The sequence below is a fragment of the Variovorax sucrosi genome (assembly GCF_051216635.1).
Taxonomy (GTDB): Bacteria; Pseudomonadota; Gammaproteobacteria; order Burkholderiales; family Burkholderiaceae_C; genus Variovorax.
Window position 1 is genome coordinate 154387 of sequence record NZ_JBPJZU010000006.1, and the last position, 25093, is coordinate 179479.

The following is a 25093-nucleotide window of genomic DNA, read 5'->3' on the forward strand; positions in this document are numbered from 1 at the left end:
CGGCCTGGGTTGCCACGCGTGCGTGCCCGCCGGAGGGCCTGGCTGTTCGGTGACACTCCGTGCCATGCGTGATTTGCAATCCTTGTCGAACCAATCGGGTTGGCGTCGGCTGGTCGTGGGCTTCTGGCCGGCGCGCGTTCAGGTGGACGCGCGGGAGCGTTGGCGCGCGGTCGCGGGTGCCGGCTTCGGCATCCTGCTGACGGCGCTGCTCAGCCGCTGGGGCATCGGCAGCGGCGCACCGCAGCCCTGGCTGGTCGCCCCCATCGGAGCCAGCGCGGTGCTGGTGTTCGCCGTCCCCGCAAGCCCGCTGGCCCAGCCGTGGGCGGTGGTTGGCGGCAACACCCTCTCGGCGCTGGTGGGTGCGGCCTGCGCGATGCTCATCGGCGATCCGGCCTGGGCCGGCGCGATAGCGGTGGCCGTCGCGGTGGCGCTGATGTTCCTGCTGCGCTGCCTGCACCCGCCGGGTGGCGCGACGGCGCTCCTCACCGCGCTGAGCGCCAGCGGCTTTCAGTTCGCCCTCTTTCCGATGCTGGTGAATTCGGTGCTGCTGGTGCTCGCGGGTGTCGCCTACAACGGCATGACCGGCCGGCGCTATCCGCATGCCCAGGGGCGCCCGGAGACGGCCCGCACACCCAGCGGCTCGCGCTTCAGTTCGGCGGACCTCGATGCCGCACTGGCCCGCTACAACCAGGTGCTGGACGTGAGCCGGGACGACCTCGAAGGGCTGCTGCAGCAGGCCGAAGCCATTGCCTACGAGCGCAACTTCGGTGCCTTGCAGTGCCGGGACATCATGTCGCGGGAACCGCTCTCGGTGCAGTTCGGCACTGCGCTCGAAGACGCCTGGGCCCTGATGCGGGGTCGGCGCATCAAGGCCCTGCCGGTGGTCGACCGCGCCCGGCGGATCGTCGGCATCGTCACCGTCGCCGACTTCATGCGGCATGCGGACCTGGACGGCCACGACGGGCTGGGCGAGCGGCTGCGTGCGCTCATTCGCCGCAGCGGCGCTTCGCACGACGACAAGCCGGAAACCGTCGGCCAGATCATGACCCGGGAGGTGAGGGTGGCCAGCGAAGGTCGCCCGGCGGCCGAACTCGTGCCGCTGTTTTCCGAGGGCGGCCACCATCACATTCCGATCATCGATGCGCAACGGCGGCTGGTCGGCATCATCACCCAGTCCGACCTGGTCCGGGCGCTGTACCGGGCGGCGTCACCGGTCGGGGCGGGGGGGCCGGGCCGCACCTGAGTCGCGTCGTGTGTCCGGCGCCTGGCCGGAGCTGGCGCCTGCCCGATTTGCTTTAAGTGGCGCGCCGCATGCGCACGCGCACCATGGCGCGTTCCAGCGCATCGCGGGTGTAGGGCTTGCGCAGCAGTTCGCGCCCCGGTGCGGCGCCGACCAGTTCCTGCGAGAAGCCCGACATCAAGAGCACCGGCAGCTGCGGCCACTGCTGCTCGACGCGCTGCGCGAGTTCCGTGCCCTGCAGGCCGGGGCCGAGTGCGATGTCGGTCAGCAGCAGGTCGAAGGCGGCGTCGGCTTCGAGCACCGCCAGGGCCGATTCCGCGTCGGCACAGGGCACCACCGTGCAGTCGAGCGTGCGCAGAAACTGCTGCGCCACCAACCGCACTTCGGCATCGTCTTCCACCAGCAGCACCCGCAACCCGGGCGGCAGCCGACCGCCGACATCGGCCTCGGCGCCTTCGATCTCGTCCTCGTCGCCCAGGCGGGGGAGGTACAGCGTGATGGTGGTGCCCACGCCCAGCTTGCTGCGCAGGCCGATGGCGCCGCGCGATTGCTGTGCGAAGCCGTACACCGTCGCCAGCCCGAGACCGGTGCCGCGGCCGACCTCCTTGGTGGTGAAGAAGGGCTCGAAGGCGCGCTCCTGCACGATGGCCGACATTCCGCTGCCGGAGTCGGCCACGGTGATGGCGACATAGCCGTTCGCCGGAGCCTCGTGCGCCTCGGCCAGCAGCTCGGGCGGCAGTGCGTCGACATTGCGGCAGATGAAGGCGAGCGTGCCGCCCTCGGGCATGGCGTCGCGCGCATTGATGGCGATGTTGAGCAATGCGGATTCGAGCTGTACCGGGTCGGCCAGGCAGATCGCTTCTTCGGCGTCGAGCGCGATGGCGATGCGCTGGTCGAGCGTGCGCCGCAGCATGTCGGCCAGCGAGCCCACCAGCGCGGCGGCGTCGATCACGGTGGGTTGCAGCACCTGGCGGCGCGAGAAGGCCAGCAGCTTGCCGGTGAGTTCGGCGCCGCGTCGGGTGGCGCGCGTCGCGGCACCGACCAACTGCTGCGCCATCGGATCGTCGGCGAGGGCGGGGAGTTCTTCCAGCACCTGCAAGTTGCCGGAGATCACGGTGAGCAGGTTGTTGAAGTCGTGCGCAATGCCGCCGGTGAGCTGCCCGACGGTTTCGAGCCGCTGCGCATGGTTCAGCGCTTCTTCGCTCTTCTCGCGCTGCAGCAGCGTCGCCAGCAGACTGGCGAGCGAATCGAGAAAACGCAGTTCGTCGTCGCCGACGCGGTTCGGCGTGCCGCAACGCACCGCCAGCGCACCGATGGTGCGGCCCCGGTCCGACAGCGGCACCGCCATCGCGTCGCCGCCGTCGATCGCCTCGTGCGCCGGACGTCCGGTCGCGACCACGCGGCCGGCCAGCGTGCTGGCGTCGTTCGGCAGGCTGTGGCCGACGCGCTCGTCCGCTGCGAGTCCGACGCCGGACGCGATGCGAAAGCTCAGGCCGTCGGCGTCCAGCAGCAGGACCAGCGCCGATTCGCACTCGAGCGCGGCCGCCGCCATCGACGGCACCTGGACCAGCAGCGCCTGCGGATCGGGGGCATCGACCGCAAGCCGTCCGAACTGGGCCAGATGCTCCGCATAGCGGGCCCGCTGCAGCGCCTGCCGCACCCGCGGATAGCTGCCGACGTCGCGAATGGCGGCCACGACGTACGGCAGGCCTTGGTCGTGCAGCGGGCTCAGCGCGATCTCGACCATCACTTCGCTGCCATCGCGCCGCTTGGCCACCAGGTCCATCTGCGTGCCCATGGGCCGCGCGCGCGGCTGTGCACCGTAGGCATGGCGGTAGGCGGCGTGGCGCGGCCGAACAGCATCGGGCACCAGCGCATCGACCGGCAGGCCCACCAGTTCGTCCGGGCCGTAGCCGAGCAGTTCGACGGCAAAGGGGTTGGCCAGCACGACGGTGCCCTGTGCATCCACCAGCAGCAGCGCATCGGGGTAGGCGGCAAAGAGCGAGCGGAAGACCTTGCCGTCGTCGAAACCGGGGCCGAGGGATTCGGTTGGCATGGTGGCTGCGGCTAGGCCGCTTCGACCTTGGGCGCGAACAGGTAGCCCGCCCCGCGCACCGACTTGATGAGTTGCGGGCTCTCGGGGTCGCCTTCGAGCTTGCGGCGCAAGCGCCCCACCTGCACGTCGATGGTGCGGTCGAAGGGGCCGCCGTTGCGCCCGCGGGTGCGCTCGAGCAGGAAATCGCGCGACAGCACGCGGCCGGGCGCGTCGCTCAGCGCATGCAGCAGATCGAATTCGCCGCTGGTCAGCGTGACCTCGTGGCCCAGGGGCGCGGTCAGGCGCCGGGCTCCGATGTCGAGTTCCCAGCCCGCGAAGCGCTTGACCGACGGCGTGGCAGCAGGTGTCGACACTGCGGCCGCAACGGCGGCGGGCGCCGGCACGATGCGGCGCAGCACCGCCTTGATGCGGGCGAGCAGTTCGCGCAGGTCGAAAGGCTTGGTGACGTAATCGTCGGCGCCGACCTCCAGGCCCACCACCTTGTCGATGGCGTCGCCGCGGCCGGTGACGATGACCAGCCCGCACTGCCAGTGTTCGCGCAACTGGCGCGCAATGGCGAAGCCGTCCTCGCCGGGCAGGCCGAGGTCGAGCAGCACCAGGGCCGGCGGATCCTGCGGCATGAGCGCGAGCAGGTCGCGGCCGCTGTGCAGTTGGCTGACGCGGAAGCCCTGGCCCTGGAGATAGGTGGCCAGCAGCCGGGTGATGTCTTCTTCGTCGTCGAGGACGGCCAGGTGGAGAGCAGAGGTCAAGGCGGCATGTTAGCGCCTGTGCCACACCCTCTGGCCGGCATTGGGCGCTGCAAAGCGCTTTGCAGGCCTGCTCCGACAGACAAGGGGTCGGCGAGCGGTCGAAGATGGAGCAAGGGGGTTCTGAACCTCCGCTTTGTACCTGCGCATCGACGACGTCGCTTCACACGCCCGCGGTGCCACGCAGGGCCCCTTGCCGACGGTCGTTTTCGTTTTCATCGAACCTGCCGGAGCCACGACCATGACCACTGCCGCCATCCTCGTCGCCACCCCTGGCGATCCCTTCGTTCCCGCGAGTGACGCCCTCGCAGCGCAGCGCACCGGCAGTGTCGTCGCGATGTCGCGCGACGACCACGCCTACGCCAGCGTGCACGAGCATGCGACGCGGATGGCCTTCGCCGAGCGCATCGCAGCGCTCAAGGGCCTGGACTTCCGCGGCGAGTACGCACCGGGCGAACGCTACGAACGGCCGCTGTACTTCGTGCCGAGCGACACCCTCGCCGACACCCAGGAAGCGCAGGCGCTCGGCATCACCGGGCCGCACGATCTGTTCGGCGGCGTGGTGCCGCACCCCTTCGTGCTGACCAAGGCGATCACGCATCCGCTGGTGCATCCGCACGCGGCGAGGCCGACCGGCTGGTCGGACGAGTTCGCCGCGCACGTGGCCGGTGCGGTGCTCACCGGCTTCACCGCCTTTTCCCGCGAGGACGCGCGCGCTGCCGGTTGCGCGCTGCTGCGCCTGGGGGCCGTGCGGGTCAAGCCGGTGCGGGCCACCGGCGGGCGCGGGCAGGTCGTGGTGACCGACACCGACGCGCTGCTGCGCTGTCTCGATGCGATGGCGCAGGACGAACTCTCGGCGCACGGCGTGGTGCTGGAGGAAAACCTCACCGACCCGGTGACCTTCAGCGTCGGCCAGGTGGTCGTGGGCGGACTCACCGCCACCTACCATGGCACGCAGTGCCTGACCCAGGACCGTCGCGGCGAGGCGGTCTATGGCGGCTCCGACCTGTGGCTGGTTCGCGGCGGCTTCGACGCGCTGCTGGCCACGCGTCCGCCCTTCGACGTGCGTCTGGCCGTCGACCAGGCCAGGCTCTATCACGACGCGGTGGTCGAGTGCTTCGCGGGCTTCTTCACCTCGCGGCTGAACTACGATGTGGCACGCGGGCGCGGACCGCTCGGGCAGTGGCGCTCCGGCGTGCTCGAACAATCGTGGCGCGTGGGCGGCGCCACCGGCGCGGAACTTGCGGCGCTCGAATTCTTCCATCGGCATCCGGACCGTGACCGCGTGCATGTACGCTGTGTCGAGGTGCATGGCGACGCGCCAGCACTGCCGCCGGACGCCGCGGTCTACTACCAGGGCGAGGTGCCGAACGTCGGCATGCTGACCAAGTACACGCTGATCGATCCCGCATGCTGAGTACGCGCCACAACACCGTCGACATTCCGGTCGATGACCAGCACATCGCGGGCACGCTGGTCGCTTCGTCGACGACCGTTCCCGGTGTGCTGCTGGTGCATGGGTGGGACGGCAGCCAGGAGCAGTACATCCACCGTGCGCATCAGATCGCTGCGCTGGGCTGTGTCTGTCTCACCTTCGACCTGCGCGGCCACGCCCGCCATGTGGCGCAGCGCCAGGAAGTCACGCGCGAGGACAACCTGCGCGACGTGCTGTCCGCCTACGATTCGCTGGTGAGTCACCCCACGGTCGACCCGGAGTCGATCGCCATCGTCGGCAGCAGCTATGGCGGCTACCTCGGTGCCATCGTGAGTTCGATGCGGCCGGTGCGTTGGCTCGCGCTGCGCGCGCCGGCCCTGTACCGCGACGAGGACTGGGACGTGCCCAAGGGCAAGCTCGACCGCGCCGACCTCGCGACGTACCGCAACCTGCCGGTGGGTGCGGCCGACAACCGCGCACTCGGCGCGTGCGCCGCCTTTCGGGGCGACGCGCTCATCGTCGAGTCGGAGCACGACAAGACGGTGCCGCATCCGGTGATCGAGAATTACCTGGCCGCTTTCAAGCGCGTGCGCTCGGTCACCTACCGTGTCCTCTCCGAAGCCGACCACGCCCTGTCGAAGGAGGAATGGCGCCAGTCGTACGGCATCCTGCTGGTGTCCTGGATCACCGAGATGACGCTGGGCGCGCGAGGCAAGAACACCCCCGGCGGCGCACGGCCTGCGCCGCGCAGCCCGGCCTGAAAACGATCAAAAGCGGAAGTGCGTCACCGGTTCATGTTTCCATTTCATCAGCTTCCGACGGTGACCGGCGATTGGGCGTCCGGTTCGCTAACGCCTGCTCGCGCGCATATGGCGTCGGCGGCCGACCGACGTGCCGCGTGAACGCCACGCTGAACGTGCTCGCTGAGCTGTAGCCGACGCGCTCGGCGATGTGGGCGATACCCATGTCGTTGCGGCGCAGCAAGTATTTTCCTCGGCCGCGATTGGCGGGTGCTCGCCACGATTCGCACGCCGCGCGAGGATTCGTTGCCGCCTTCCGACCGTCTGCGCGTGCTGCAGCTCGACGTCATGGATCCGCACAGTATCCACAAAGCCATCGAAGCGGCGGGCCCGATCGATGTCCTCGTGAACAACGCAGGCTTCGGTGCACCCGCGCCCTTCGAGCTGACGGACATGGCCACCGTGCGCGCGCTGTTCGACACCAAGTCCACTGGCGCCGGGACACGAATGCAGAACGTGGCCGAAGCGGTGTGGCGGGCGGCGACCGACGCGTCGACGCCGCCGTACATCCCGGCCGGGGCGGATGCTGTGCAATGGGCGGCGGAGGCTGGCTGAGGCAGCGTGCGCGGTTGACTGGGCACTTCAATCCATGAACGACGCCAACTCGTCGGGCGACCCGGCAGGGAAGGCCTCTTTCAAGAAATCGAGGAATGTGGAAACGCGGCTGCTGAGCAGCCTGCGCGACGGGTACAGCGCCCAAAGCGCGATCTCCGGCCCATCGACATCACCCCAGTGCGCCAGTGTTCCCGTCGCCAGATCCCGCGTCACAAGAGACAGCGGCAGGCGTGCAGCGCCAACCCCCGCACGAACCGCGTCGCGCACCATGAACAACGAGGACAGGCGCAAGGCATGTTCCACCTCGATGCGCTTCTTTTTGCCGGAGGGGTCGGTGTATTCCCAGGAGGCCGTTGCGTCACCTGGCCCTTGTCCGCGCGCCACGGCGCGAACCGTCGCCCGCCCTGACGGCCGCCTGAGGTCGGGGCTGGCGACCACGACGAGTCGATCCCTCATGAAGATCCGTCCCACCAGCCTGGCATCCGGATCCGGGTTGACTCGGATCACCAGGTCGTAACCCTCTTCCACCATGTCGACCGCCCGGTCCTCGGTGGTGACCTCGAGCCTGATCTCGGGATAGCGCAGCGCGAACCGGGCGGCGAGCTTGCCCATGGCGGCCTGCGAGAAGAGCAATGGGGCGCTCACCCGCAGGATGCCCCGCGGCGTCTCTCCGCCGGAGGCGATTGCCGCCGCCGTCTCGTCGAGTTCGGTGAGCAGCACCGTGGTCCTTTCGTGAAGGGCGCGTCCTTCTTCGGTGAGCTTCAGAGCACGCGCTCCGCGTTCGAACAGGCGCAGGTTGAGGCCACTCTCCAAGTCGGCGACACGACGCGACAGGGTGGCTTTGGGCCGTCCCGATTCGCGGGCCGCGCGTCCGAAGCCGCCGTGCCGTGCGACGAGGTTGAAGTCAGCCAGGGCAAGCAGGTCCATGTGTTCCACCAGTGAGACGAAGCGTCTAAATATAGCGGCTAGTGGATTGATGATGGAACGAAGAAGATCTGGGCTCCTTCAACAAACCCGGAGTTTTTCATGACCATCCTCGTTACTGGCGCCAGCGGCGCAGTCGGCCGTCAAGTCGTCCAACAACTCGTCAACCGTGGCGCCCCTGTTCGTGCACTGGTCCGCGATCCCTCGAAAACCAACTTGCCCTCGGCCGTCGAGGTCGTCCAGGGCGACCTGCTGGACGTGGCGTCGCTTCGGCGCGCACTTGCCGGGGTGTCCACGCTGTTCCTGCTCAATGGCGTCGTTCCAGACGAGTTCACGCAGGCTTTGGTCGCACTCAACCTGGCGCGTGACGCGGGGATCGATCGGGTCGTCTATCTGTCGGTGATCCACAGCGACAAGTACCTGAACGTTCCCCACTTCGCGGGCAAGTTCGGCGTGGAGCGGATGCTCGAGCAGATGGGCTTCGGTGCCACCATCCTGCGGCCCGCGTACTTCATGCAGAACGACCTCACCGTGAAGGATGTCGTGACCGGCTACGGCGTCTATCCGATGCCGATCGGCAGCAAGGGCCTGGCCATGATCGACACGCGCGACATCGCGGAGATCGCGGCCCTGGAACTGGTCCGCCGAGAGCAAGCACCCGGATCGCTTCCCCTGAGCAGGATCAATCTGGTCGGCCCCGACACGCTCACGGGGTCCGACGTTGCCGGCATCTGGTCGGACGTGTTGGGTCGCCCGATCAACTACGGCGGCGACGACGGCGCTGGCTTCGAGAAGAACCTGCTGAACTTCATGCCGAGCTGGATGGCTTACGACATGCGCCTCATGAGCGAACGCTTTCTCACCGAGGGCATGACCCCGGACGCCGGTGATGTGGAGCGACTGGCGAGGCTGCTGGGCCGCCCGCTGCGCTCGTATCGCGAATTCGCCTTCGAGAACTCGGCATCGGCCTGAACTCGATCACCCAACCGACGCACACGAAGGAGTTTTCCGATGATCTACTCGACTGCCACCATTCCGGTCAACCCCGCCGGCGAAGTAACACTCACGCGTACCCAGGCATGGGCGGGCCTGGTTCTCAAGGCGCGCGACGCGAGAGAGTTCTTGCCGCCCAACCTCTGCACGAGGTGCGATGTTGTCGACGAAGGCGCTATGCACATCGTCCGCGAAGCCACCATCGGAGGCCAGGATCTGCGCGAGATCATCTGCTTCGAACCGGAGCGCAAGGTGACCTTCTTCCAAGCGACCGGTCCGCGGGAAGGCGCCATCATCAACGAGCTGTTCGAAGATGCATCCGGCCAGCTTCAACTCCGCTTCTACGGTTATCTCGGCCTTCGCGGCAAGCCCCCCGGCGGCGCTGAAGAGCAAGCAGAGCAGGCCTTGATGGACAGTGACAAGGGCTATAAAAGCGCTCTGGTGTCCACCTTAAAGCGGACCCGCGAGCTGCTCTCTCAAAGCAAGCTGTGAAAGCCCGGCGATGAGCGCAGGTCACATCGTCGCCTGAAGCGGCGTGCGCGCGACCAGAGGAGTGCTTAGCAGCTTTTTCTCGGCCTGCCGTGCCGGGTATTCACGGAGTGCTCATGCTCCCTCCGCAGGGGCGAGAACGTCAGAATACTTTTCCTGCCCGCGCAACGAAAGGAACTCCATGCGTACCGTCCTGCTCGCAGCCGCCGCAGTGCTCACCGGCTGCGGAAGCCCTCCGCCGCCCGCGATGCAGGCACAGCCCCAGGGGCAGCGCCTCGCCTGTGAATCCCTCGGCAGCGTGCGAACGGAGGCCAGCATCATCACCTCGGCACAAGTGGTGAGCGATGCCACCGCGATCGGCGGTGCGAAGGTTGATGCGAAGTTCTGCCGCGTGCAGGGCGTCGCGCGCCCTTCGTCCGACTCCGAGATCAAGTTCGAGGTGTGGCTCCCAGAAGACTGGTCAGGGCGCTTCAAACTCAATGGCACCGGCGGCTATGCCGGCGCCGTGCCCTTTGCGCGGCTGGCGCAGGATGTGGAGGACGGCTTCGTCACCGCGGGCAGCAACATGGGTCATGACGGCGGCGAGTCGGCCGCGTGGACGCTCAACCATCCCGAGAAGGTAAAAGACTGGGGGCTGCGTTCGCACTACTACGTCGCCACCGCGGCGAAGGCGCTCGCCAATGCGTTCTATGCGCGCCCCGTGCGGTACTCGTACTTCGAAGGCTGCTCCAACGGCGGCCGTCAAGCGATGATGATGGCGCAGAACTATCCGGCGCTCTTCGATGGCATCGTCGCAGGCGCGCCGTCGATGTTCTATCCGGACCTTCTCTATTGGCTGCTTTGGACCGGGAAGCAGCAGATTCCCGTGGCCGGCAAGGCTTCCGTGCTGACGGACGCCAAGCGCCTACAGATCACTCAACGCGTGCTTGCCGTATGTGATGCGAATGACGGCCTTGTCGATGGGCAGATCACCAATCCGCGAGCCTGCAAGTTCAATGTCGACACGATCGGTCCCGCTGGCGACAAGACCTTGACGGCCGAGGAGCTTGCCGTCGTGAAGGCGATGTACGCCGGCACGACCACGGAAGCCGGCGTACACCGCTCGCCTGGCGCGAAGCTTGGCTCGGAGGCCGACTGGATTCCGTTGTTCGCTGACAATGGCGGCTACGGCGCGTTCATCGAACACTTCGTCTACTCGCGCAACACGCCGAACTTCGATTGGCGGCGCGAGCTCGACTTCACGAAGAGCTACGACGAGGCGAAAGCGGCGCTGACACCGGTGACTGCGGCGCCCAGCCCGGACATCTCGGCATTCGTCGCGCGCGGCGGGAAGCTGCTTCACTACCATGGCTGGAACGACTCCGTCGTGCCGCCGGACGGGTCGATTGCGTATCTCTACGCCCTCACGCAGTTCGAGCGACTGCGCAATCTTCCCAAGGCGGACTTCGATCGCGAGATCGACAAGCTGACCCCGCAACAGGTTGCCGCAACCGGCGAGTCCCTTCTTCCCAAAGTGCGGGAGTACCACCGCCTGTTCATGCTGCCGGCGATGGGGCACTGCAACCTTGGCGGGACCGGTCCCAAGGCCATCGGCGGCGGCTCAAACGAGCCACCGCGTGAGTTCCGCACTGCCGACCATCACGTCGTGAACGCCGTGATGAAGTGGACCGAGCAAGGTGTGGCGCCGGAAAGGATCATCGCAACCCAGCTTGGCACCGACGGCAAGGTCGTGCGGCAGCGTCCGGTCTGCGCTTTTCCCGCCGAAGCCAGATACAAGGGGACGGGCGACATCAACGCGGCCGAAAACTTCCACTGCGTAACGCCCAGCGCGTCTGATCGTCCGCTGGACGCTGGCGACATGCTGCTGATCCAGAGCTCGCTGCGGCAACGGGACCTCACGCTGCCGAACCGCTAGTGAACAGCCGCCATGAGTGACAGTTCGCTTTCACGGTTGACGCCCAGACAGTTCGCGATGAGCTGAGTTCGTTGCGCGAACGCCCACGACTCAGCTACTGTGACCGCCCTGCTGCAGTGGGCCAAACATGATGCGCAAGCCGTTGATTTCACACATGGCTCCAGAGCACCATCTGTGCATCCCAACACCACAAAGATGGGAAATGTCACGAATTGTGAATCCCAACTTCTGTCTGCGGCGCCCGAGTCCGACAAGTGGGCAAAACTCCCTCGTGAGCACGAACGCGAGGGCTTACAACCGCGCATCAATTCACCGGAGGCGACATGACGGATTTTGGACGGCTGGCACTGAGCGTGAACGAACTCGAGGAGGGCGAGTTCCACTACGTGCTGATGGAGGCGGTCACGATGCCCGGCGACCTGCTGTGCTTTCGTCCGCGCGAAATGGGCGAGCGAGCCCATAGCAGTCCGATGGATGCCTGGTTTTCCGGATTGGGCGTGGTGCGGCGATTGACCAAGCGTTGAGTCGCGAGACCCGGTGACCCCAGTCCGCCGCTGACTTCCGCACCAGTTTTCCAGACCGTTGGGTCACCACCCGTCGACTGCGGGTCGGCCGCCCTACACGCGAAAGATCAACCCGAACAAGCAGGTCGCGGCCACGAGGACGAGGAGGGCGACAACGTGCCTGCCTTTGATTTTTCTGGAAGTTCTGCGTTGCATCAGGCTCCTGACGTGGACGGGCTGTGTTCTTCCTGTTCGATCGAGAGAGAGGGCAAAGGAGAGGACAGACCGGTTGAAAATCTGCCGTCAGGAACATCTTTCACAGCCCGCTGCAGGACGCGTGTAATCCTTTGGGTTTAAGCGAGGACCGATTCGGGAAAAAGCTTGTGTAGGTGTCCGTAGGACAGGAAAGGGTTCGTGACATTCGTCACGCGAACTTTCAGAGTTTGTCCGCATGATGGGCGCATGTACAAACTCGTCGCACTCCTCCTGGGCCCCGTGGCGATGGCCGTTATGGTCTACAGCTTCGGCTTTCTTTCAATCCCGGTGTGCTTCGCTCTGGCACTGGGAACGCTGCTGTTCTCGAACGGGCCAGCGGACGAAGAGTCGGTCCGCTTCGCTGCAGCGCAGAGGCGCGACCGGGCAGGTGAGCCGTCGAGCTTCATGGGCGCTCTTTAAGCGCTTCAGGGATTTGCGGCGCGGCCTTCAGGCGTACTGCAGCCCGACCGCAGGCGCGTCGCTCGCGGCCGCAGCACGCGACGGGATGCGCCGGGCATCCACCAGGCGCGCAGTGAGCTGCGCCGTCATCTCGATCAAGGCAATATCCCGCCGGCGTTCGTCATCGCTCGTACTCAAGCAGGGTGCGTAGAGCGTGCCGTAGTGGCGACCATCGGCCAACAGGACGGACACGCGAATGAAGCAGCGGGCCGCTTGGCCGAAAACCTGCCGGCAGACGGCCAGCACATAGACGTCACCTGTCGCCTGATCGTGAACGCTGCTGCGCGGGGTGGCTGCCATCGGCATCGGTGCCGTCGACCCATCCCGCAACTCGCAGATGAAGGCGGCGTCTGCACCGTGTTGCTCCTTCAGCAGCGTCAGAACCTTGCGCACCGTTTCGTCCGCCATCGGATCGCGCGACTGCGGCGTCGTCACCACCAGATCGCAGGCCATGACCTCGAGCGCCCCCAGCGGGTAATCGAAGTTGAAAGCAGAGGTGGGTGCGTCGTGGGACATGGTGATGGCTCGGTGAGGCTCGGTCAGTCGTCGAGCCTCTATTTGAAACGCGAACGGCGAATAAATGAATACCTTTGTCCTCTTGGTGGCGGACATATGTCACAAGTTGGGGGGTTGATGCGTACGAAGGTACTATCACTGCGAGCTTCGAGCGCGCAGCCGAGCCTTAGCATTCGGCGCTGCGCCTTGCGCCGTCCCGTGCCCATCGTCCTATTGCCATGCCCGACCAAGAATCCGTGCCGCCGCGTTCGTGTCCCCTGTGCGAGGAACTGCTGCGCCATACGGCGCGCGATGTGGGGCCGCACCCTGCCTTGACCTTGCGCCATGCCAAGCCCTGGGCCGAGGCGTTGGGCAAGCGCGCGGCCGGTGCGCTGGAAACCTACACCTGCCGGGAGTGCGGCAAAGAGCGCGTGCGGGATACCAGTCCGACCTATTCCGCGCGCTGGATCTAAACGCAGCACCGAACGCGAGGCCCGCGCCGAGCTGCTCGCCGTCCCGGGGCCGACGTGGCAACGGCATCGCCCTCGACCGTTCGGAACATCTTCGTCGCGTGGACTGCACTGGCGCCACGTCAGGTCACCGACCTCCGACTCAAGTGTTCGGCGCTTCGTCTGGCAACTGGAAAGCCGTCGCAAGCATTCCGATGAGCCTCTCCGGACTCACGGGCTTGACCAGATGCTGATCAAAGCCCGCCGCTTCGGCCATCTGCACGTCGTCGGGCTGTCCCCACCCGGTGATCGCCCATACCTGCAAAAGCCTGGTCGACTTGAGGGCACGGATCGCGCGGCAGGCCTCATACCCATTGAGCTTAGGCATGCCGATGTCCAGCAATGCGAGCTGTGGATCAATGGCTCGGGCTGCTTCGACAGCGGCTTCTCCGTCATAAACGCATTGCACGGTATGCCCCAGCGCTCTCAACAGCTCAGTGAGCGCATCGGCTGCGTCCTGGTTGTCGTCGGCCACCAGAATGTGCATGGCGTGAGGGCGTCGCGACGGACGCGTTGCATTCGAGGGCGACACCAAAAGAGGCAGTTGCGTCGCCAGCGGAAGACGTACGGTGAAGGAACTTCCGCGCCCGACCCCCTCGCTGAAGGCGGTGATCGAGCCGCCATGCAATTCGAGCAGGCGTCGGGTGAGGGAGAGACCGATACCGAGCCCGCCTCGGGAGCGTGAAAGTGCCACTTCCTCCTGCGAGAACATTTCAAAGATGCCCTCTAACCGGTGTGCCGCGATGCCAATTCCCTGATCGCTCAGCGTAATACGTGCTTCTTCAGGGGAATGCGCAACCGCGAGTTCGATGCTTCCACCACGGTCCATGTACTTTGCGGCGTTGTGCAGAAGGTTCATGAAAGCCTGCGCCAGGCGCGTCGCGTCGCCCTCCAGCATGAGGTCTTCAGCAGGCAAACGCAGCACGAGCTCATGCTTGAACTCGTCGATCACCGGGCGCGCGGTGTCGACGGCGTCACGCAGCACGCTCGCCAGCGACACCCGACCGCTCCGCAGCTGAATCTTGCCCTGGTTGATACGGCTCACGTCCATCAGGTCGTCGATCAGCCTGCTCATGGCCTTGACCTGCCGATCGATCAGGTCGGCGGCGCGCTCGACATGGGGTGGCGTGGGTCCTTTGAGCAGCAGCAGCCTTGCGGCATAGCCGACCGGTGCGAGCGGATTGCGCAGTTCGTGCGCAAGGGTTGCGAGGAACTCGTCCTTGCGCCGATCGGCCTCACGCAACTGTGCGTCTCGCAACTGCAAGGTGTGCGTGCGCTCCTGGACGCGTTGCTCGAGACTCTCGTTGAGGATGCGCAGCTCTTCTTCGGCAGCCGCGCGCTCGCGGACTTCCTGCAGCAATGCGCGGTTGAGCTCTTCCAGTGCCAGGCTCTTGCGGTGCAGCTCCGCAAAGATCGCGACCTTGGAGCGCAACACGCCCACGTTGAAGGGCTTGTGCAGGTAGTCCACCGCGCCGCTGCCATAACCTTCGACGACATGCTGGTCGTCGTTGTAGTAGGCGGTCAGGAAGATGATGGGCACATGGGCCGTCTTCTTGCGCTGCTTGATCAGCTGTGCCAGCTCGAAGCCGGTCATGTCCGGCATGTTGACATCGAGCACCAGAACTGCGAACTCGTGGTTCATCAATGCCATGAGTGCCTCGGCGCCCGACGACGCATGGATGAGGCTGTAGCCGGAGTCCTGGAACACGGCCTCCAGCACCGTGAGGTTCGACGGTTCGTCGTCGACCACGAGGATCTTGACCTTCGGCTCCGGAGATGGAGCCTGAGTCTGGGCAACGCCGACGGCAGACCCCCCTGACGCCACCGGGCCGGCAAACAAACTGTCGGGCTTCAAAGCGTGTGATGAAGAAACCATGTTGCGACGTGTTCAGCGGGAGAGCCACACTCGCATCAGCGAGAGCAACTGATCGGTGTTCACCGGCTTGGCGATGTAGTCGCTGGCACCTGCGTCCAGGCACTTTTCACGGTCACCCTTCATCGCCTTGGCGGTCAGTGCGAGGATCGGCAAGGTTCGGAAGCGAACGTCCTTGCGGATCTCCCGCATCGTTTCGTACCCGTCCATCTCCGGCATCATGATGTCCATCAGAACCATCGACAGGTCGGGGGTCCGATCGATGATCTCGATCGCCTGCCGTCCGTTGGTCGCACTGATCACATCCACGGCATGGTTTTCCAACACCGACGTGAGCGCGAAGATGTTGCGCGCATCGTCGTCGACCACCAGCACCTTGCGGGCTCGAAGTGCCTCCGACGAGTTGTGCAGGCGCTCCAGCATCGCCTGCTTTTCGGGTGGCAGTGCGCCGATCACGCGGTGCAGGAAGAGCGCGGTCTCGTCGAGCAGGCGCTCGGGCGATTGCACGTCTTTCAGCACGATGCTGCGCGACATCGAATGCAGACGGGCCTGCTCCTCGGCGCTCAGGTCCTTGCCGGTGAAGACCACCACCGGCAGTTGCGACAGGGTGGGCTCGGTACGAAGGCGATCGAGCAGCTCGAAGCCGCTCATGTCCGGCAAGCGAAGGTCCAGCACCACACAGTCGAACGGTTCGGCGCACAGCGCTGCCAGCGCCGCATCGCCGCTGTCTACCGCGACGATCTCGATGTCGTCGTAGCCGAGCAGTTCGACCACGGCTTCACGTTCGATCCGGTTGTCCTCCACCACCAGGAGGCGGCGCGTTCGCGGAACGATGAACTCCTTGATGCGCCCGAACGCGGCCTCCAGGGCGGTGGTCGTCGGCCCCTTGACTATGTATGCGAAAGCGCCGTGGGAGAGACCGTGCTGACGCTCTTCCTCCTGCGTGATGATCTGCACCGGGATATGCCGCAATGCTGGATCCAGCTTGAGCTGGTTGAGCACCGTCCACCCCAGCATGTCTGGCAGGAAGATGTCCAGACACACCGCGGCGGGTTTGTACCGGCGGGCGAGCGCCAGCCCCACGGCGCCCTTGTTCGCCACGATCCCCTGGAAGCCGTTCTCGCGCGCGAGGCCGAGCAGGATTCGCGCGTAATGGGGGTCGTCCTCGATGATCAGCAAGACCTGGTCGTTCGGGCCGATCGCTTCCCGGTCGTCCGCCACCTGTTCCTCGCGAAGGCTGGGCAAGGTCATGAGCGCCCGGCTCGGAATCTCCGACAGATCGCTCGGCATTCGAACGGCGGGCGTACCGTCGGCGCCTGCATAGCTCAGCGGCAGATACAGCGTGAAGACGCTCCCTTGTCCGAACACGCTCGTGAGACGGATTTCGCCGCCCAGCAGCATGGCGAGTTCGCGGCTGATCGCCAGTCCAAGGCCTGTACCTCCGTACTTGCGCGACGTGCCGGCATCAGCCTGCTGGAACGCTTCGAAGATCAGCCGCTGCTTCTCCGGCGCCACACCGATGCCGGTGTCTTCGACCGCAAACGAGACCACCTGCTGCGCGTGTCGCAGCATCGCATGCTCGGGTGTCCAGCCGACCTTGGCGATGCCCACCCGCACCTCCACCTGTCCCTGGGTGGTGAACTTGACGGCGTTGGACAAGAGGTTCTTCAGGATCTGCTGGAGCCGCTTCGGGTCGCTGGCCATCGTGCGCGGCAGGTCACACTCGAAGCGGATATGCAGAGGCAGATTCTTGGCCTCGGCCACATGCCGAAAATTGCGGTCGATGTTGTCGCGAAGCGCGGAAAAGCTGATCTCCTCCACGTCCACGGTGACTGTGCCCGACTCGATCTTCGACAGGTCGAGGATGTCGTTGATCAGGTGCAGCAGGTCGGTGCCCGAAGAGTTGATGTTGCGGGAAAACTCGATCTGCTTGGAGGACAGGTTGCGCGATGCGTTTTCCGCCAGCTGCTGACTCAGGATCAGGATCGAGTTGAGCGGCGTGCGCAGCTCGTGCGACATGTTCGCGAGGAACTCGGACTTGTACTTCGACGTCAACGCCAATTCGGAAGCCTTTTCCTCGAGCGCGCCGCGCGCCTGCTCGACCTCGGCGTTCTTGCGTTCGACCTCGGCGTTCTGCTCGGCCAGCAGCCGCGCCTTGGTCCCCAGCTCTTCATTGGTCTGCTGGAGCTCGCTCTGGCGCGACTGCAGTTCAGCGGTGAGCTGCTGCGACTGCGTCAGCAGGCCTTCGGTGCGCATCGTCGCCTCGATGGTGTTGAACACCGCACCGATGCTCAACGCCAGTTGGTCCAGAAAGTTCAGGTTGACCACCGTGAACGGTTGCAGCGAAGCCAACTCGATCACCGCCTTCGTCTGCTTCTCGAACAGCACAGGCAGCACGACCACGTTGACCTGCCGAGCTTCGCCCAGGCTCGAGCCGACGCGGATGAATGCTGCATCCACGTTGGTCAGCAGAATGCGCCTTTGCTCCAACGCGCACTGGCCCACCAGGCCGTCTCCCATTTCGATGCGGTCGGGCAGCCGGGCTTTGCCCACTTGCGCATAGCTCGACAGCAGGGCCAGTTCCCCGTCGCTGCGGTCGTCGCCATCGAGGTGGTAGACCGTCCCCTGGTGGGCATACACCAAGGGCGCGAGTTCCGACAACAGCATCTTGCCGACGGTGTTGAGCTCGCGCTGCCCCTGGAGCATGCCGGTGAAGCGCGCGAGGTTCGTCTTGAGCCAATCCTGCTCGCGGTTGCGCTCGGTGGTCTCGCGCAGGTTGGAGATCATCGTGTTGATGTTGTCCTTGAGCTCGGACACTTCGCCCTTGGCATCGACCTGGATGGAACGCGTCAGGTCGCCCTTGGTGACCGCGGTGGCCACCTCCGCGATGGCGCGAACCTGGGTGGTGAGGTTGGCTGCCAGCAGGTTGACATTGCCCGTCAGGTCCTTCCAGGTGCCCGCCGCGCCTGGCACGTTGGCTTGCCCCCCCAGACGGCCATCGACGCCGACCTCGCGCGCTACGTTCGTCACCTGGTCGGCGAAGGTCGCGAGGGTGTCCGTCATGCCGTTGATGGTGTCGGCCAGTGCGGCCACCTCGCCCTTGGCCTGCACGGTCAGCCGTTGCGTCAGATTGCCGTTGGCGACCGCGGTCACCACCTTGACGATGCCACGCACCTGCTCGGTCAGGTTGGAGGCCATGAAGTTGACGTTGTCCGTCAGGTCCTTCCACGTGCCGCCCACGCCGCTCACCTGCGCCTGGCCGCCGAGCTTGCCCTCGGTGCCGACCTCGCGCGCCACGCGCGTTACCTCGCCGGCGAAGGAGTTCAACTGGTCGACCATGGTGTTGATCGTGTTCTTCAGTTCGAGGATCTCGCCCTTCACGTCGACCGTGATCTTGCGGTTCAGGTCGCCGCGGGCGACCGCGGTCGTGACCTCGGCAATGTTCCGAACCTGGGAGGTGAGGTTCGCACCCATGGTATTGACCGAGTCGGTCAGGTCTTTCCAGGTACCGGCGACGCCAGGCACGACCGCCTGCACGCCCAGGCGCCCTTCGGTGCCCACCTCGCGCGCGACCCGCGTGACCTCCGAGGCGAAGGAGCGAAGCTGCTCGACCATGGTGTTGATCGTTTCCTTCAACTGGAGGATTTCGCCGCGCACGTCCACCGTGATCTTCTTGGACAGGTCGCCGTTGGCCACGGCGATCGTGACCTCTGCGATGTTGCGCACCTGACCGGTCAGGTTCGAGGCCATCGAATTCACGTTGTCGGTGAGGTCTTTCCATGTGCCCGCCACGCCGGACACGGTCGCCTGGCCGCCGAGCTTGCCCTCGGTGCCGACCTCGCGGGCGACGCGGGTCACTTCGGAGGCAAAGGCCGAGAGCTGATCAACCATCGTGTTGATGGTCTCCTTGAGCTGCAGGATTTCGCCCTTGACGTCCACCGTGATCTTCCGACCCAGGTCGCCCCGGGCAATGGCGGTGGCCACGTCGGCGATGTTGCGGACCTGACCCGTGAGGTTGTTCGCCATGAAGTTGACGTTGTCGGTGAGGTCCTTCCAGGTCCCAGCGACGCCGGGCACCTGGGCCTGGCCGCCCAGCTTGCCGTCGGTGCCGACTTCGCGCGCCACGCGGCTGACCTCAGCCGCAAACGAGCGCAACTGGTCCACCATGGTGTTGATCGTTTCCTTCAACTCCAGGATCTCGCCACGCACGTCGACGGTGATCTTCTTGGACAAGTCGCCATTGGCCACGGCGATCGTGACCTCGGCGATGTTGCGCACCTGGCCCGTCAGGTTCGAGGCCATCGAGTTCACGTTGTCGGTCAGGTCTTTCCAGGTCCCCGCAACCCCTTCGACCGCGGCCTGGCCGCCAAGCTTGCCGTCGGTACCGACCTCGCGTGCGACGCGGCTCACCTCGCCAGCGAAAGCGTTCAGCTGGTCCACCATCGTGTTCATCGTCTGCTTGAGCTGCAGGATCTCGCCCTTGACCTCGACAGTGATCTTGCGCGAGAGGTCGCCGCGGGCGATGGCGGTGGCGACGTCGGCGATGTTGCGCACCTGGCCGGTCAGGTTCGACGCCATGAAGTTGACGTTGTCGGTGAGGTCCTTCCAGGTACCGGCGACGCCCGGCACCTGCGCTTGGCCGCCGAGCTTGCCCTCGGTGCCGACCTCGCGCGCCACCCGGGTGACCTCGGAGGCGAAACCGTTGAGCTGGTCGACCATCGTGTTGATGGTGTTCTTGAGCTCGAGGATTTCGCCGTTGACCTCCACCGTGATCTTGCGCGAGAGGTCGCCGCGCGCCACGGCGGTCGTGACGTCGGCAATGTTGCGGACCTGGCCGGTCAGGTTGTTTGCCATCGAGTTGACGTTGTCGGTCAAGTCCTTCCAGGTGCCAGCCACGCCCCGAACCTGGGCCTGGCCGCCGAGCTTGCCCTCTGTGCCAACCTCCCGTGCCACGCGGGTTACCTCGGAAGCGAAGCCGTTGAGTTGGTCCACCATGGTGTTCAAGGTGTTCTTCAGCTCCAGGATCTCGCCCTTCACGTCCACGGTGATCTTCTTGGACAGATCCCCGTTGGCCACTGCGGTGGCCACGTCGGCGATGTTCCGCACCTGCGCGGTCAGGTTGGAGGCCATCGAGTTCACGTTGTCGGTCAGGTCCTTCCAGGTCCCTGCAACGCCGGGCACCTGGGCCTGTCCGCCGAGCGCGCCCTCCGTACCGACCTCGCGGGCCACCCGGCTGACCTCACCGGCGAAGCCGTTGAGCTGGTCGACCATGGTGTTGATCGTGTTCTTCAGCTCCAGGATTTCGCCGCGGACGTCGGCCGTGATCTTCTTCGACAGGTCCCCCCGCGCCACGGCCGTGGTCACCTCGGCGATGTTGCGCACCTGACCGGTGAGGTTGGAGGCCATGAAGTTGACGCTGTCCGTCAGGTCCTTCCAGGTGCCGGCGACACCGGGTACCTGCGCCTGACCGCCCAACTTGCCCTCGGTGCCTACTTCACGGGCCACGCGCGTCACTTCGGATGCGAAGCCGTTGAGCTGGTCGACCATCGTGTTGATGGTGTTCTTGAGCTCCAGGATCTCACCCTTGACGTCCACGGTGATGGTCTTCGACAAATCGCCATTGGCCACTGCCGTCGTCACCTCGGCGATGTTGCGCACCTGGCCGGTCAGGTTCGACGCCATGAAGTTCACGTTGTCGGTGAGGTCTTTCCAGGTTCCCGCCACCCCCGGCACCTGCGCCTGGCCGCCGAGCTTGCCTTCGGTGCCGACTTCACGGGCCACGCGGGTCACTTCCGAGGCGAAGCCATTGAGCTGATCGACCATCGTGTTGATGGTCTCCTTCAGCGCCAGGATCTCGCCCTTGACCTCCACCGTGATCTTCGAGGAGAGGTCGCCCTTGGCGATGGCGGTGGCAACGCCGGCAATGTTGCGCACCTGGCCGGTCAGGTTCGACGCCATCGAGTTCACCGAATCGGTCAAGTCCTTCCAGGTCCCTGCAATTCCCGGAACCTGGGCCTGCCCGCCCAGCTTGCCCTCCGTACCCACCTCGCGCGCAACGCGTGTCACCTCCGAGGAGAAGCCGTTGAGCTGGTCGACCATCGTGTTGATGGTCTCTTTCAGTTCGAGGATCTCGCCCTTGACGTCCACCGTGATCTTGCGGCTGAGGTCGCCGCGTGCCACGGCGGTTGTGACCGTGGCGATGTTGCGGACCTGCGAGGTGAGGTTGTTGGCCATCGAATTGACCGAGTCGGTTAGGTCCTTCCAGGTGCCTGCCACCCCGGGCACCACGGCCTGGCCGCCCAGTCGACCGTCCGTACCGACCTCGCGCGCCACGCGCGTGACCTCCGAAGCGAAGGAGCGCAGTTGGTCGACCATGGTGTTGGTGGCCTCCTTCAGCTGAAGGATCTCGCCACGCACGTCCACCGTGATCTTCTTCGAGAGGTCGCCGTTGGCCACCGCAATCGTGACGTCCGCAATGTTGCGCACCTGCGCGGTGAGGTTGCCCGCCATCTGGTTGACCGATTCGGTCAGGTCTTTCCAGACGCCCGACACGCCTCGCACCTGGGCCTGGCCGCCGAGCTTGCCTTCGATGCCGACCTCGCGCGCAACCCGGGTCACCTCCGAGGTGAACACGGACAACTGCTCGATCATGGTGTTGACGAGTTTGGCCGAGCGGTGGAACTCGCCTTTGAGCGGCCGACCGTCGACCTGCAGATCCATCGACTGCCCCAGGTCGCCCTTGGCAACCGCACCGATCGTGCGAGCGATCTCCGTCGTTGGCCGCACGAGGTCGTCGACCAGGGTGTTGAGCGCGCTGACCTGCGCCGCCCAGTTGCCCTGCGCGGCAGGCGCAGAGATACGCTGCGCAAGACGGCCCTCTTTGCCCACCGTGACGTTCAGGCGCGCCACTTCGTCGGTGAATCGCGCGGCCTGGCCGATCGTCTGGTTGAAAGCCTCTGCGATTCGTCCATCGGTGCCTGGCCAGTCGACGGGCAAGCGGGCATGGAAATCACCGTCGGCAAAGGACAGCAGCGCCGACAGCACCTGCCGGGAGCGCGCTTCGGCCAGCGCTTCGGCGCTCGGCCCTGCAGGAGAGGTATTCGGAGCTTGAGTCGGTTCCGAAAGCACGGCCGAGATGGAGGGCGTCATGGGACTTGCTGGAGTTATCGATGAGGCGTAGAAATCTGCGCCTGTTGGCACGGCCGTTTATCGAGTGTCGGCGGATCAGAGGTGCAGGCGCGTAGGAATGCGCCGACATCGAGAGAGCCCCTTGATAGCGAAAGGCGATCTCTTTGTGGAGCGCTTGATGTGGTTGTTTCGGCTCTTGAAAATCGCTCCTGCAAAAAGGAAAGGCGGTGGACATCTCCACCGCCTACCAGCAGGGCGAACAGGCGCCGGGCTTCCGGCACGAACATTCCCCAGCGAACGTGCAGTGCTTCTCCGATTCAGGTGAGTCTGAAAGCGGGCAGAAGCTGGACATCCCACACCCGCTCGACCAGCCAAAGTGCCGCCAACATCACGGCCAGCCCCGAGCCGGCCTTCAGCACCACGGATGGGTAGCCTCGCCAGCCGCGCAAGATCAGAAGCAATGCAAGCGCGACGCTCACGATCACCAGCTGGCCCGCTTCCACCCCCAGGTTGAACTGGAACAACGCGGTAGCGAAGCCGAGCGCTGGAAGCTCTAGCTCTCCGAGTACGCTGGCAAAACCGAAGCCGTGGATCAGCCCGAACAGGAAAGTGAACAGCTTGCGCCGGCCCCGCAGCACCGGATGGAGGTTGTCGAGCGCCGCAACGATGATCGTGATCGCAATGGCTGGCTCGATCACCCGCGGCGAGACCGTGATGAGCTTGAAGCTTGCCAGCGCCAAGGTGATTGAATGCGCAATCGTGAACATGGTGACCAGGCCGAGCATCGGCCATACGGCTTCGCGCCAGGTCGCTACGGGCTGCCACCTGTCATCGCGCCGGCGCAGCACGGCAGGCAGCAGAAGGCAGATCAGAAATAGCACATGGTCGTAGCCGATCAGGATGTGATGCACGCCATCACGGAAGAAGCCGTGGCCGGCTGCAGTTGCAGTAGATGCGGCAGGTGCGGCAGGTGCGGCAGATGCAGTGGGGACGTTGACGGACGCCGTTGCTGCAGCCTCGCCTGGCCACGCGATGCTGACCGGTCCACCCGCTGGGTCGAGCGAAAGCACCGCGACCGTCCCGCTGGCGGATGCCACGCGCAACAGTCCGCGGTGCGTGGGGTCGATCTCGCGAAAAAGGCGGTAGTCGACTTCCAGCGTCGCAGCGGGCTCGCAGCGCCCCTGGAGCCAAAGCACGAGATAGGCACCATCGATGCGGTCTTCCACCGCCGCGGGCTCGGCCGGCGCCAGCGCGCAGCGCCCCTGCTGGAAACGCAGGTGCCCCAGGGCGTAGGCCTGAATGTCGTCGATGCGCGTGCGAACTTCGCCCCAGCTCAGCTTCCGGTCGGCGTTGACGTCGAGGTCGAGCGTCGCATCGAGGTCGCGCAAGGCAATGTCCCAGCGTGCGGCCAGCATGTTGTCTGCCTTGGTTTGGAGCTGCAGGTATGCATCGCTCGCCTTGTGCGCCGACGCGGGGAGCGCAGCGGCCGACAGCCCGATGCATAGCAGCACGGATGCGCAGGCGCGCAGTTGGCGCCAAAGCCAGGACGGCGAGCCGCACACGTCAGAGGATCGCATCGATGCGGGCGTCTTTCAGGCCGGTTTTCAGAAGCAGCGCCTTGACCTCGCGACGCGCCGCTTCGTCTCGCGCGGCGACGGCCGCACGGGCGAACAGCAGCATGTCGATAGGCTCCCGCTGCAGTTGGACGTTCAACCGCGCCAGCGCGAGTGCCTGCTGCGGATCGCGCTGCACGTCGAGGGCGAACAGCGCTTCTTCGCGCGCATGCGCGGAGGTCGTTCCGGGCCGCAATGCGGCCGCTTCGAAACGCGCCTGCAGCTCGCGGGCTTCTTGCGATCCGGGCTGTCCAGAACTGCTTCGGTGGGCCGCGGCCAGGCGCAGCAGCACCGCGTCGCTGCGGGGCTCCTTGGCAAGCAGGGCCGGGACCTCGGATGCACGGTCGCGACGTTGGAGAAAGTCGCTGTAGGCGAGCAGTAGATAGCCGGAGCGCTCTGCTTCCAGCGCCTGCCGATAGGCGGCATCTGCGTCCGTCGGCCGGCCGGCGAGTTCTTCGATCTCGGCCACGCTGGTCAACAGCCACTGGCGCGTGCCCGCATTTCTCGGCCCCTGCAGGGATGCTGAGGCCAGCAGCTCTTTCAATGCACCACGGGCCGCGGCATGGTCGCCACGCAGGCCAGCGTTTTCGGCAAGGCATGCGACCCCATAAAGAGCGGGGCCGACGTTCCGAAGAGACCGGCAAGCAGCATCCGATTCGGTGTACCGGCCGCGCACGCGCAGGATCGTGGCCAGCGTGATCCATGCCTGGGCGTTGGCGGGCTCGCGTGAGAGGGCCATCTTCAAGATCGCTTCAGCGCCGTCGAAATCGTGCAGAAACTGTGCAACCGTTGCGCGCATGACCAGCACTGCCGTCGGGGTTGTCTCCGCCGACAGGGATTCCCACGCCTGTAGCACGCCCATGGCGCGGCCAGCGTAGCGAGCATCGCCCTGCGAACGTGCCAGCTCCAGATACGCCTTGGCAGCCGCGATGGCCGCATGTTCGTCGCGCGGCCGCTGGGCAAGCTCGCGCCGGAGGCGCCGCTCTTGGAGGCCCCAGCCAGCTATGAAAGGAAGGGTTTCGACGACGATATCGTCATTGGCTGGCACGCGCGGGGCCGCGAGTGCAGCTCCGGCCAGCATGGTCGCAGCGCAAAAAGTGGCGAC

General features: G+C 65.7%; 18 protein-coding genes and 1 pseudogene. 10 read left to right on the forward strand and 9 right to left on the reverse strand.

Features of this window, described 5'->3' with window-relative positions:
- Positions 1 to 64: 64 nt before the first annotated feature.
- Positions 65 to 1243, forward strand: coding sequence for an HPP family protein (locus ACSFBE_RS13345; protein WP_435490875.1), 1179 nt, complete (start codon positions 65 to 67; stop codon positions 1241 to 1243).
- Positions 1244 to 1295: 52 nt separating this feature from the next.
- Here ACSFBE_RS13345 and ACSFBE_RS13350 read toward each other — a convergent pair whose 3' ends face one another.
- Together ACSFBE_RS13350 and ACSFBE_RS13355 are read right to left on the reverse strand one after the other, a co-directional pair.
- Positions 1296 to 3296 (reverse strand): PAS domain S-box protein, encoded by a 2001-nt coding sequence (locus tag ACSFBE_RS13350; RefSeq protein ID WP_435490876.1) that lies wholly within the window; start codon positions 3294 to 3296, stop codon positions 1296 to 1298.
- Positions 3297 to 3307: 11 nt separating this feature from the next.
- Entirely contained in the window at positions 3308 to 4045 is a 738-nt protein-coding gene (locus tag ACSFBE_RS13355) for a response regulator (protein ID WP_435490877.1), read from the reverse strand.
- A 238-nt stretch (positions 4046 to 4283) separates the two neighbouring features.
- Between ACSFBE_RS13355 and ACSFBE_RS13360 the strand changes: the two genes are divergently transcribed.
- Together ACSFBE_RS13360 and ACSFBE_RS13365 are read left to right on the forward strand one after the other, a co-directional pair.
- The gene (locus ACSFBE_RS13360; protein WP_435490878.1) at positions 4284 to 5459 is read left to right on the forward strand and encodes a DUF3182 family protein; all 1176 of its coding nucleotides are present in this window, start codon (positions 4284 to 4286) and stop codon (positions 5457 to 5459) included.
- On the forward strand, positions 5456 to 6238 hold the full coding sequence (locus ACSFBE_RS13365; RefSeq protein WP_435491067.1) for an alpha/beta hydrolase family protein: 783 nt from the start codon (positions 5456 to 5458) through the stop codon (positions 6236 to 6238). The genes ACSFBE_RS13360 and ACSFBE_RS13365 overlap by 4 nt, the downstream gene beginning before the upstream one ends.
- Positions 6239 to 6269: 31 nt before the next feature.
- Here ACSFBE_RS13365 and ACSFBE_RS13370 read toward each other — a convergent pair.
- Positions 6270 to 6467, reverse strand: a pseudogene (locus ACSFBE_RS13370) (helix-turn-helix domain-containing protein); the annotation flags it as partial.
- A gap of 20 nt (positions 6468 to 6487) precedes the next feature.
- Between ACSFBE_RS13370 and ACSFBE_RS13375 the strand changes: the two are divergent.
- On the forward strand, positions 6488 to 6832 hold the full coding sequence (locus tag ACSFBE_RS13375) for an SDR family NAD(P)-dependent oxidoreductase (RefSeq protein ID WP_435490879.1): 345 nt from the start codon (positions 6488 to 6490) through the stop codon (positions 6830 to 6832).
- Between the two features lie 27 nt (positions 6833 to 6859).
- Here the strand turns inward: ACSFBE_RS13375 and ACSFBE_RS13380 are convergent, their stop codons facing one another.
- Complete coding sequence (locus ACSFBE_RS13380; protein WP_435490880.1) at positions 6860 to 7759, reverse strand: LysR family transcriptional regulator; 900 nt, start codon at positions 7757 to 7759, stop codon at positions 6860 to 6862.
- 99 nt (positions 7760 to 7858) lie between these two features.
- Between ACSFBE_RS13380 and ACSFBE_RS13385 the strand changes: the two genes are divergently transcribed.
- From ACSFBE_RS13385 to ACSFBE_RS13405, 5 genes are all read left to right on the forward strand, one after another.
- Complete coding sequence (locus tag ACSFBE_RS13385) at positions 7859 to 8728, forward strand: SDR family oxidoreductase (RefSeq protein ID WP_435490881.1); 870 nt, start codon at positions 7859 to 7861, stop codon at positions 8726 to 8728.
- Between the two features lie 39 nt (positions 8729 to 8767).
- A complete protein-coding gene (locus ACSFBE_RS13390; protein WP_435490882.1) occupies positions 8768 to 9241 on the forward strand; it encodes an AtaL-like protein in 474 nt (157 codons plus the stop codon).
- Positions 9242 to 9419: 178 nt separating this feature from the next.
- Complete coding sequence (locus ACSFBE_RS13395) at positions 9420 to 11153, forward strand: tannase/feruloyl esterase family alpha/beta hydrolase (RefSeq protein ID WP_435490883.1); 1734 nt, start codon at positions 9420 to 9422, stop codon at positions 11151 to 11153.
- A gap of 323 nt (positions 11154 to 11476) precedes the next feature.
- Positions 11477 to 11677 carry a hypothetical protein gene (locus ACSFBE_RS13400; protein ID WP_435490884.1) on the forward strand — a complete coding sequence of 67 codons (201 nt, stop codon included), beginning with the start codon at positions 11477 to 11479 and terminating at the stop codon, positions 11675 to 11677.
- A 441-nt stretch (positions 11678 to 12118) separates the two neighbouring features.
- Complete coding sequence (locus tag ACSFBE_RS13405) at positions 12119 to 12331, forward strand: hypothetical protein (RefSeq protein WP_435490885.1); 213 nt, start codon at positions 12119 to 12121, stop codon at positions 12329 to 12331.
- 27 nt (positions 12332 to 12358) lie between these two features.
- Here ACSFBE_RS13405 and ACSFBE_RS13410 read toward each other — a convergent pair whose 3' ends face one another.
- Positions 12359 to 12982: a hypothetical protein gene (locus ACSFBE_RS13410; protein WP_435490886.1), complete on the reverse strand. Its 624-nt coding sequence runs from the start codon at positions 12980 to 12982 to the stop codon at positions 12359 to 12361.
- Between the two features lie 122 nt (positions 12983 to 13104).
- Here ACSFBE_RS13410 and ACSFBE_RS13415 point away from each other — a divergent pair, with 122 nt between their 5' ends.
- Positions 13105 to 13338 carry a hypothetical protein gene (locus tag ACSFBE_RS13415; RefSeq protein WP_435490887.1) on the forward strand — a complete coding sequence of 78 codons (234 nt, stop codon included), beginning with the start codon at positions 13105 to 13107 and terminating at the stop codon, positions 13336 to 13338.
- 139 nt (positions 13339 to 13477) lie between these two features.
- Here ACSFBE_RS13415 and ACSFBE_RS13420 read toward each other — a convergent pair whose 3' ends face one another.
- The 4 genes from ACSFBE_RS13420 to ACSFBE_RS13435 form a co-directional block, all read right to left on the reverse strand.
- Positions 13478 to 15250: an ATP-binding response regulator gene (locus ACSFBE_RS13420; protein ID WP_435490888.1), complete on the reverse strand. Its 1773-nt coding sequence runs from the start codon at positions 15248 to 15250 to the stop codon at positions 13478 to 13480.
- A 12-nt stretch (positions 15251 to 15262) separates the two neighbouring features.
- Positions 15263 to 22396: a HAMP domain-containing protein gene (locus tag ACSFBE_RS13425; RefSeq protein WP_435490889.1), complete on the reverse strand. Its 7134-nt coding sequence runs from the start codon at positions 22394 to 22396 to the stop codon at positions 15263 to 15265.
- A gap of 296 nt (positions 22397 to 22692) precedes the next feature.
- The gene (locus ACSFBE_RS13430) at positions 22693 to 23952 is read right to left on the reverse strand and encodes a HupE/UreJ family protein (protein ID WP_435490890.1); all 1260 of its coding nucleotides are present in this window, start codon (positions 23950 to 23952) and stop codon (positions 22693 to 22695) included.
- Complete coding sequence (locus tag ACSFBE_RS13435) at positions 23939 to 25069, reverse strand: tetratricopeptide repeat protein (protein ID WP_435490891.1); 1131 nt, start codon at positions 25067 to 25069, stop codon at positions 23939 to 23941. The genes ACSFBE_RS13430 and ACSFBE_RS13435 overlap by 14 nt, the downstream gene beginning before the upstream one ends.
- Between the last annotated feature and the right edge of the window lie 24 nt (positions 25070 to 25093).

Coding starts and splice junctions, on each gene's coding strand:
- ACSFBE_RS13430 (WP_435490890.1), bottom strand. CDS start 23,952: ATGCGATCCTCTGACGTGTGCGGCTCGCCGTCCTGGCTTTGGCGCCAA.
- ACSFBE_RS13425 (WP_435490889.1), bottom strand. CDS start 22,396: ATGACGCCCTCCATCTCGGCCGTGCTTTCGGAACCGACTCAAGCTCCG.
- ACSFBE_RS13410 (WP_435490886.1), bottom strand. CDS start 12,982: ATGTCCGCCACCAAGAGGACAAAGGTATTCATTTATTCGCCGTTCGCG.
- ACSFBE_RS13435 (WP_435490891.1), bottom strand. CDS start 25,069: ATGCTGGCCGGAGCTGCACTCGCGGCCCCGCGCGTGCCAGCCAATGAC.
- ACSFBE_RS13420 (WP_435490888.1), bottom strand. CDS start 15,250: ATGGTTTCTTCATCACACGCTTTGAAGCCCGACAGTTTGTTTGCCGGC.
- ACSFBE_RS13380 (WP_435490880.1), bottom strand. CDS start 7,759: ATGGACCTGCTTGCCCTGGCTGACTTCAACCTCGTCGCACGGCACGGC.
- ACSFBE_RS13385 (WP_435490881.1), top strand. CDS start 7,859: ATGACCATCCTCGTTACTGGCGCCAGCGGCGCAGTCGGCCGTCAAGTC.
- ACSFBE_RS13360 (WP_435490878.1), top strand. CDS start 4,284: ATGACCACTGCCGCCATCCTCGTCGCCACCCCTGGCGATCCCTTCGTT.
- ACSFBE_RS13345 (WP_435490875.1), top strand. CDS start 65: ATGCGTGATTTGCAATCCTTGTCGAACCAATCGGGTTGGCGTCGGCTG.
- ACSFBE_RS13390 (WP_435490882.1), top strand. CDS start 8,768: ATGATCTACTCGACTGCCACCATTCCGGTCAACCCCGCCGGCGAAGTA.
- ACSFBE_RS13395 (WP_435490883.1), top strand. CDS start 9,420: ATGCGTACCGTCCTGCTCGCAGCCGCCGCAGTGCTCACCGGCTGCGGA.
- ACSFBE_RS13415 (WP_435490887.1), top strand. CDS start 13,105: ATGCCCGACCAAGAATCCGTGCCGCCGCGTTCGTGTCCCCTGTGCGAG.
- ACSFBE_RS13400 (WP_435490884.1), top strand. CDS start 11,477: ATGACGGATTTTGGACGGCTGGCACTGAGCGTGAACGAACTCGAGGAG.
- ACSFBE_RS13405 (WP_435490885.1), top strand. CDS start 12,119: ATGTACAAACTCGTCGCACTCCTCCTGGGCCCCGTGGCGATGGCCGTT.
- ACSFBE_RS13350 (WP_435490876.1), bottom strand. CDS start 3,296: ATGCCAACCGAATCCCTCGGCCCCGGTTTCGACGACGGCAAGGTCTTC.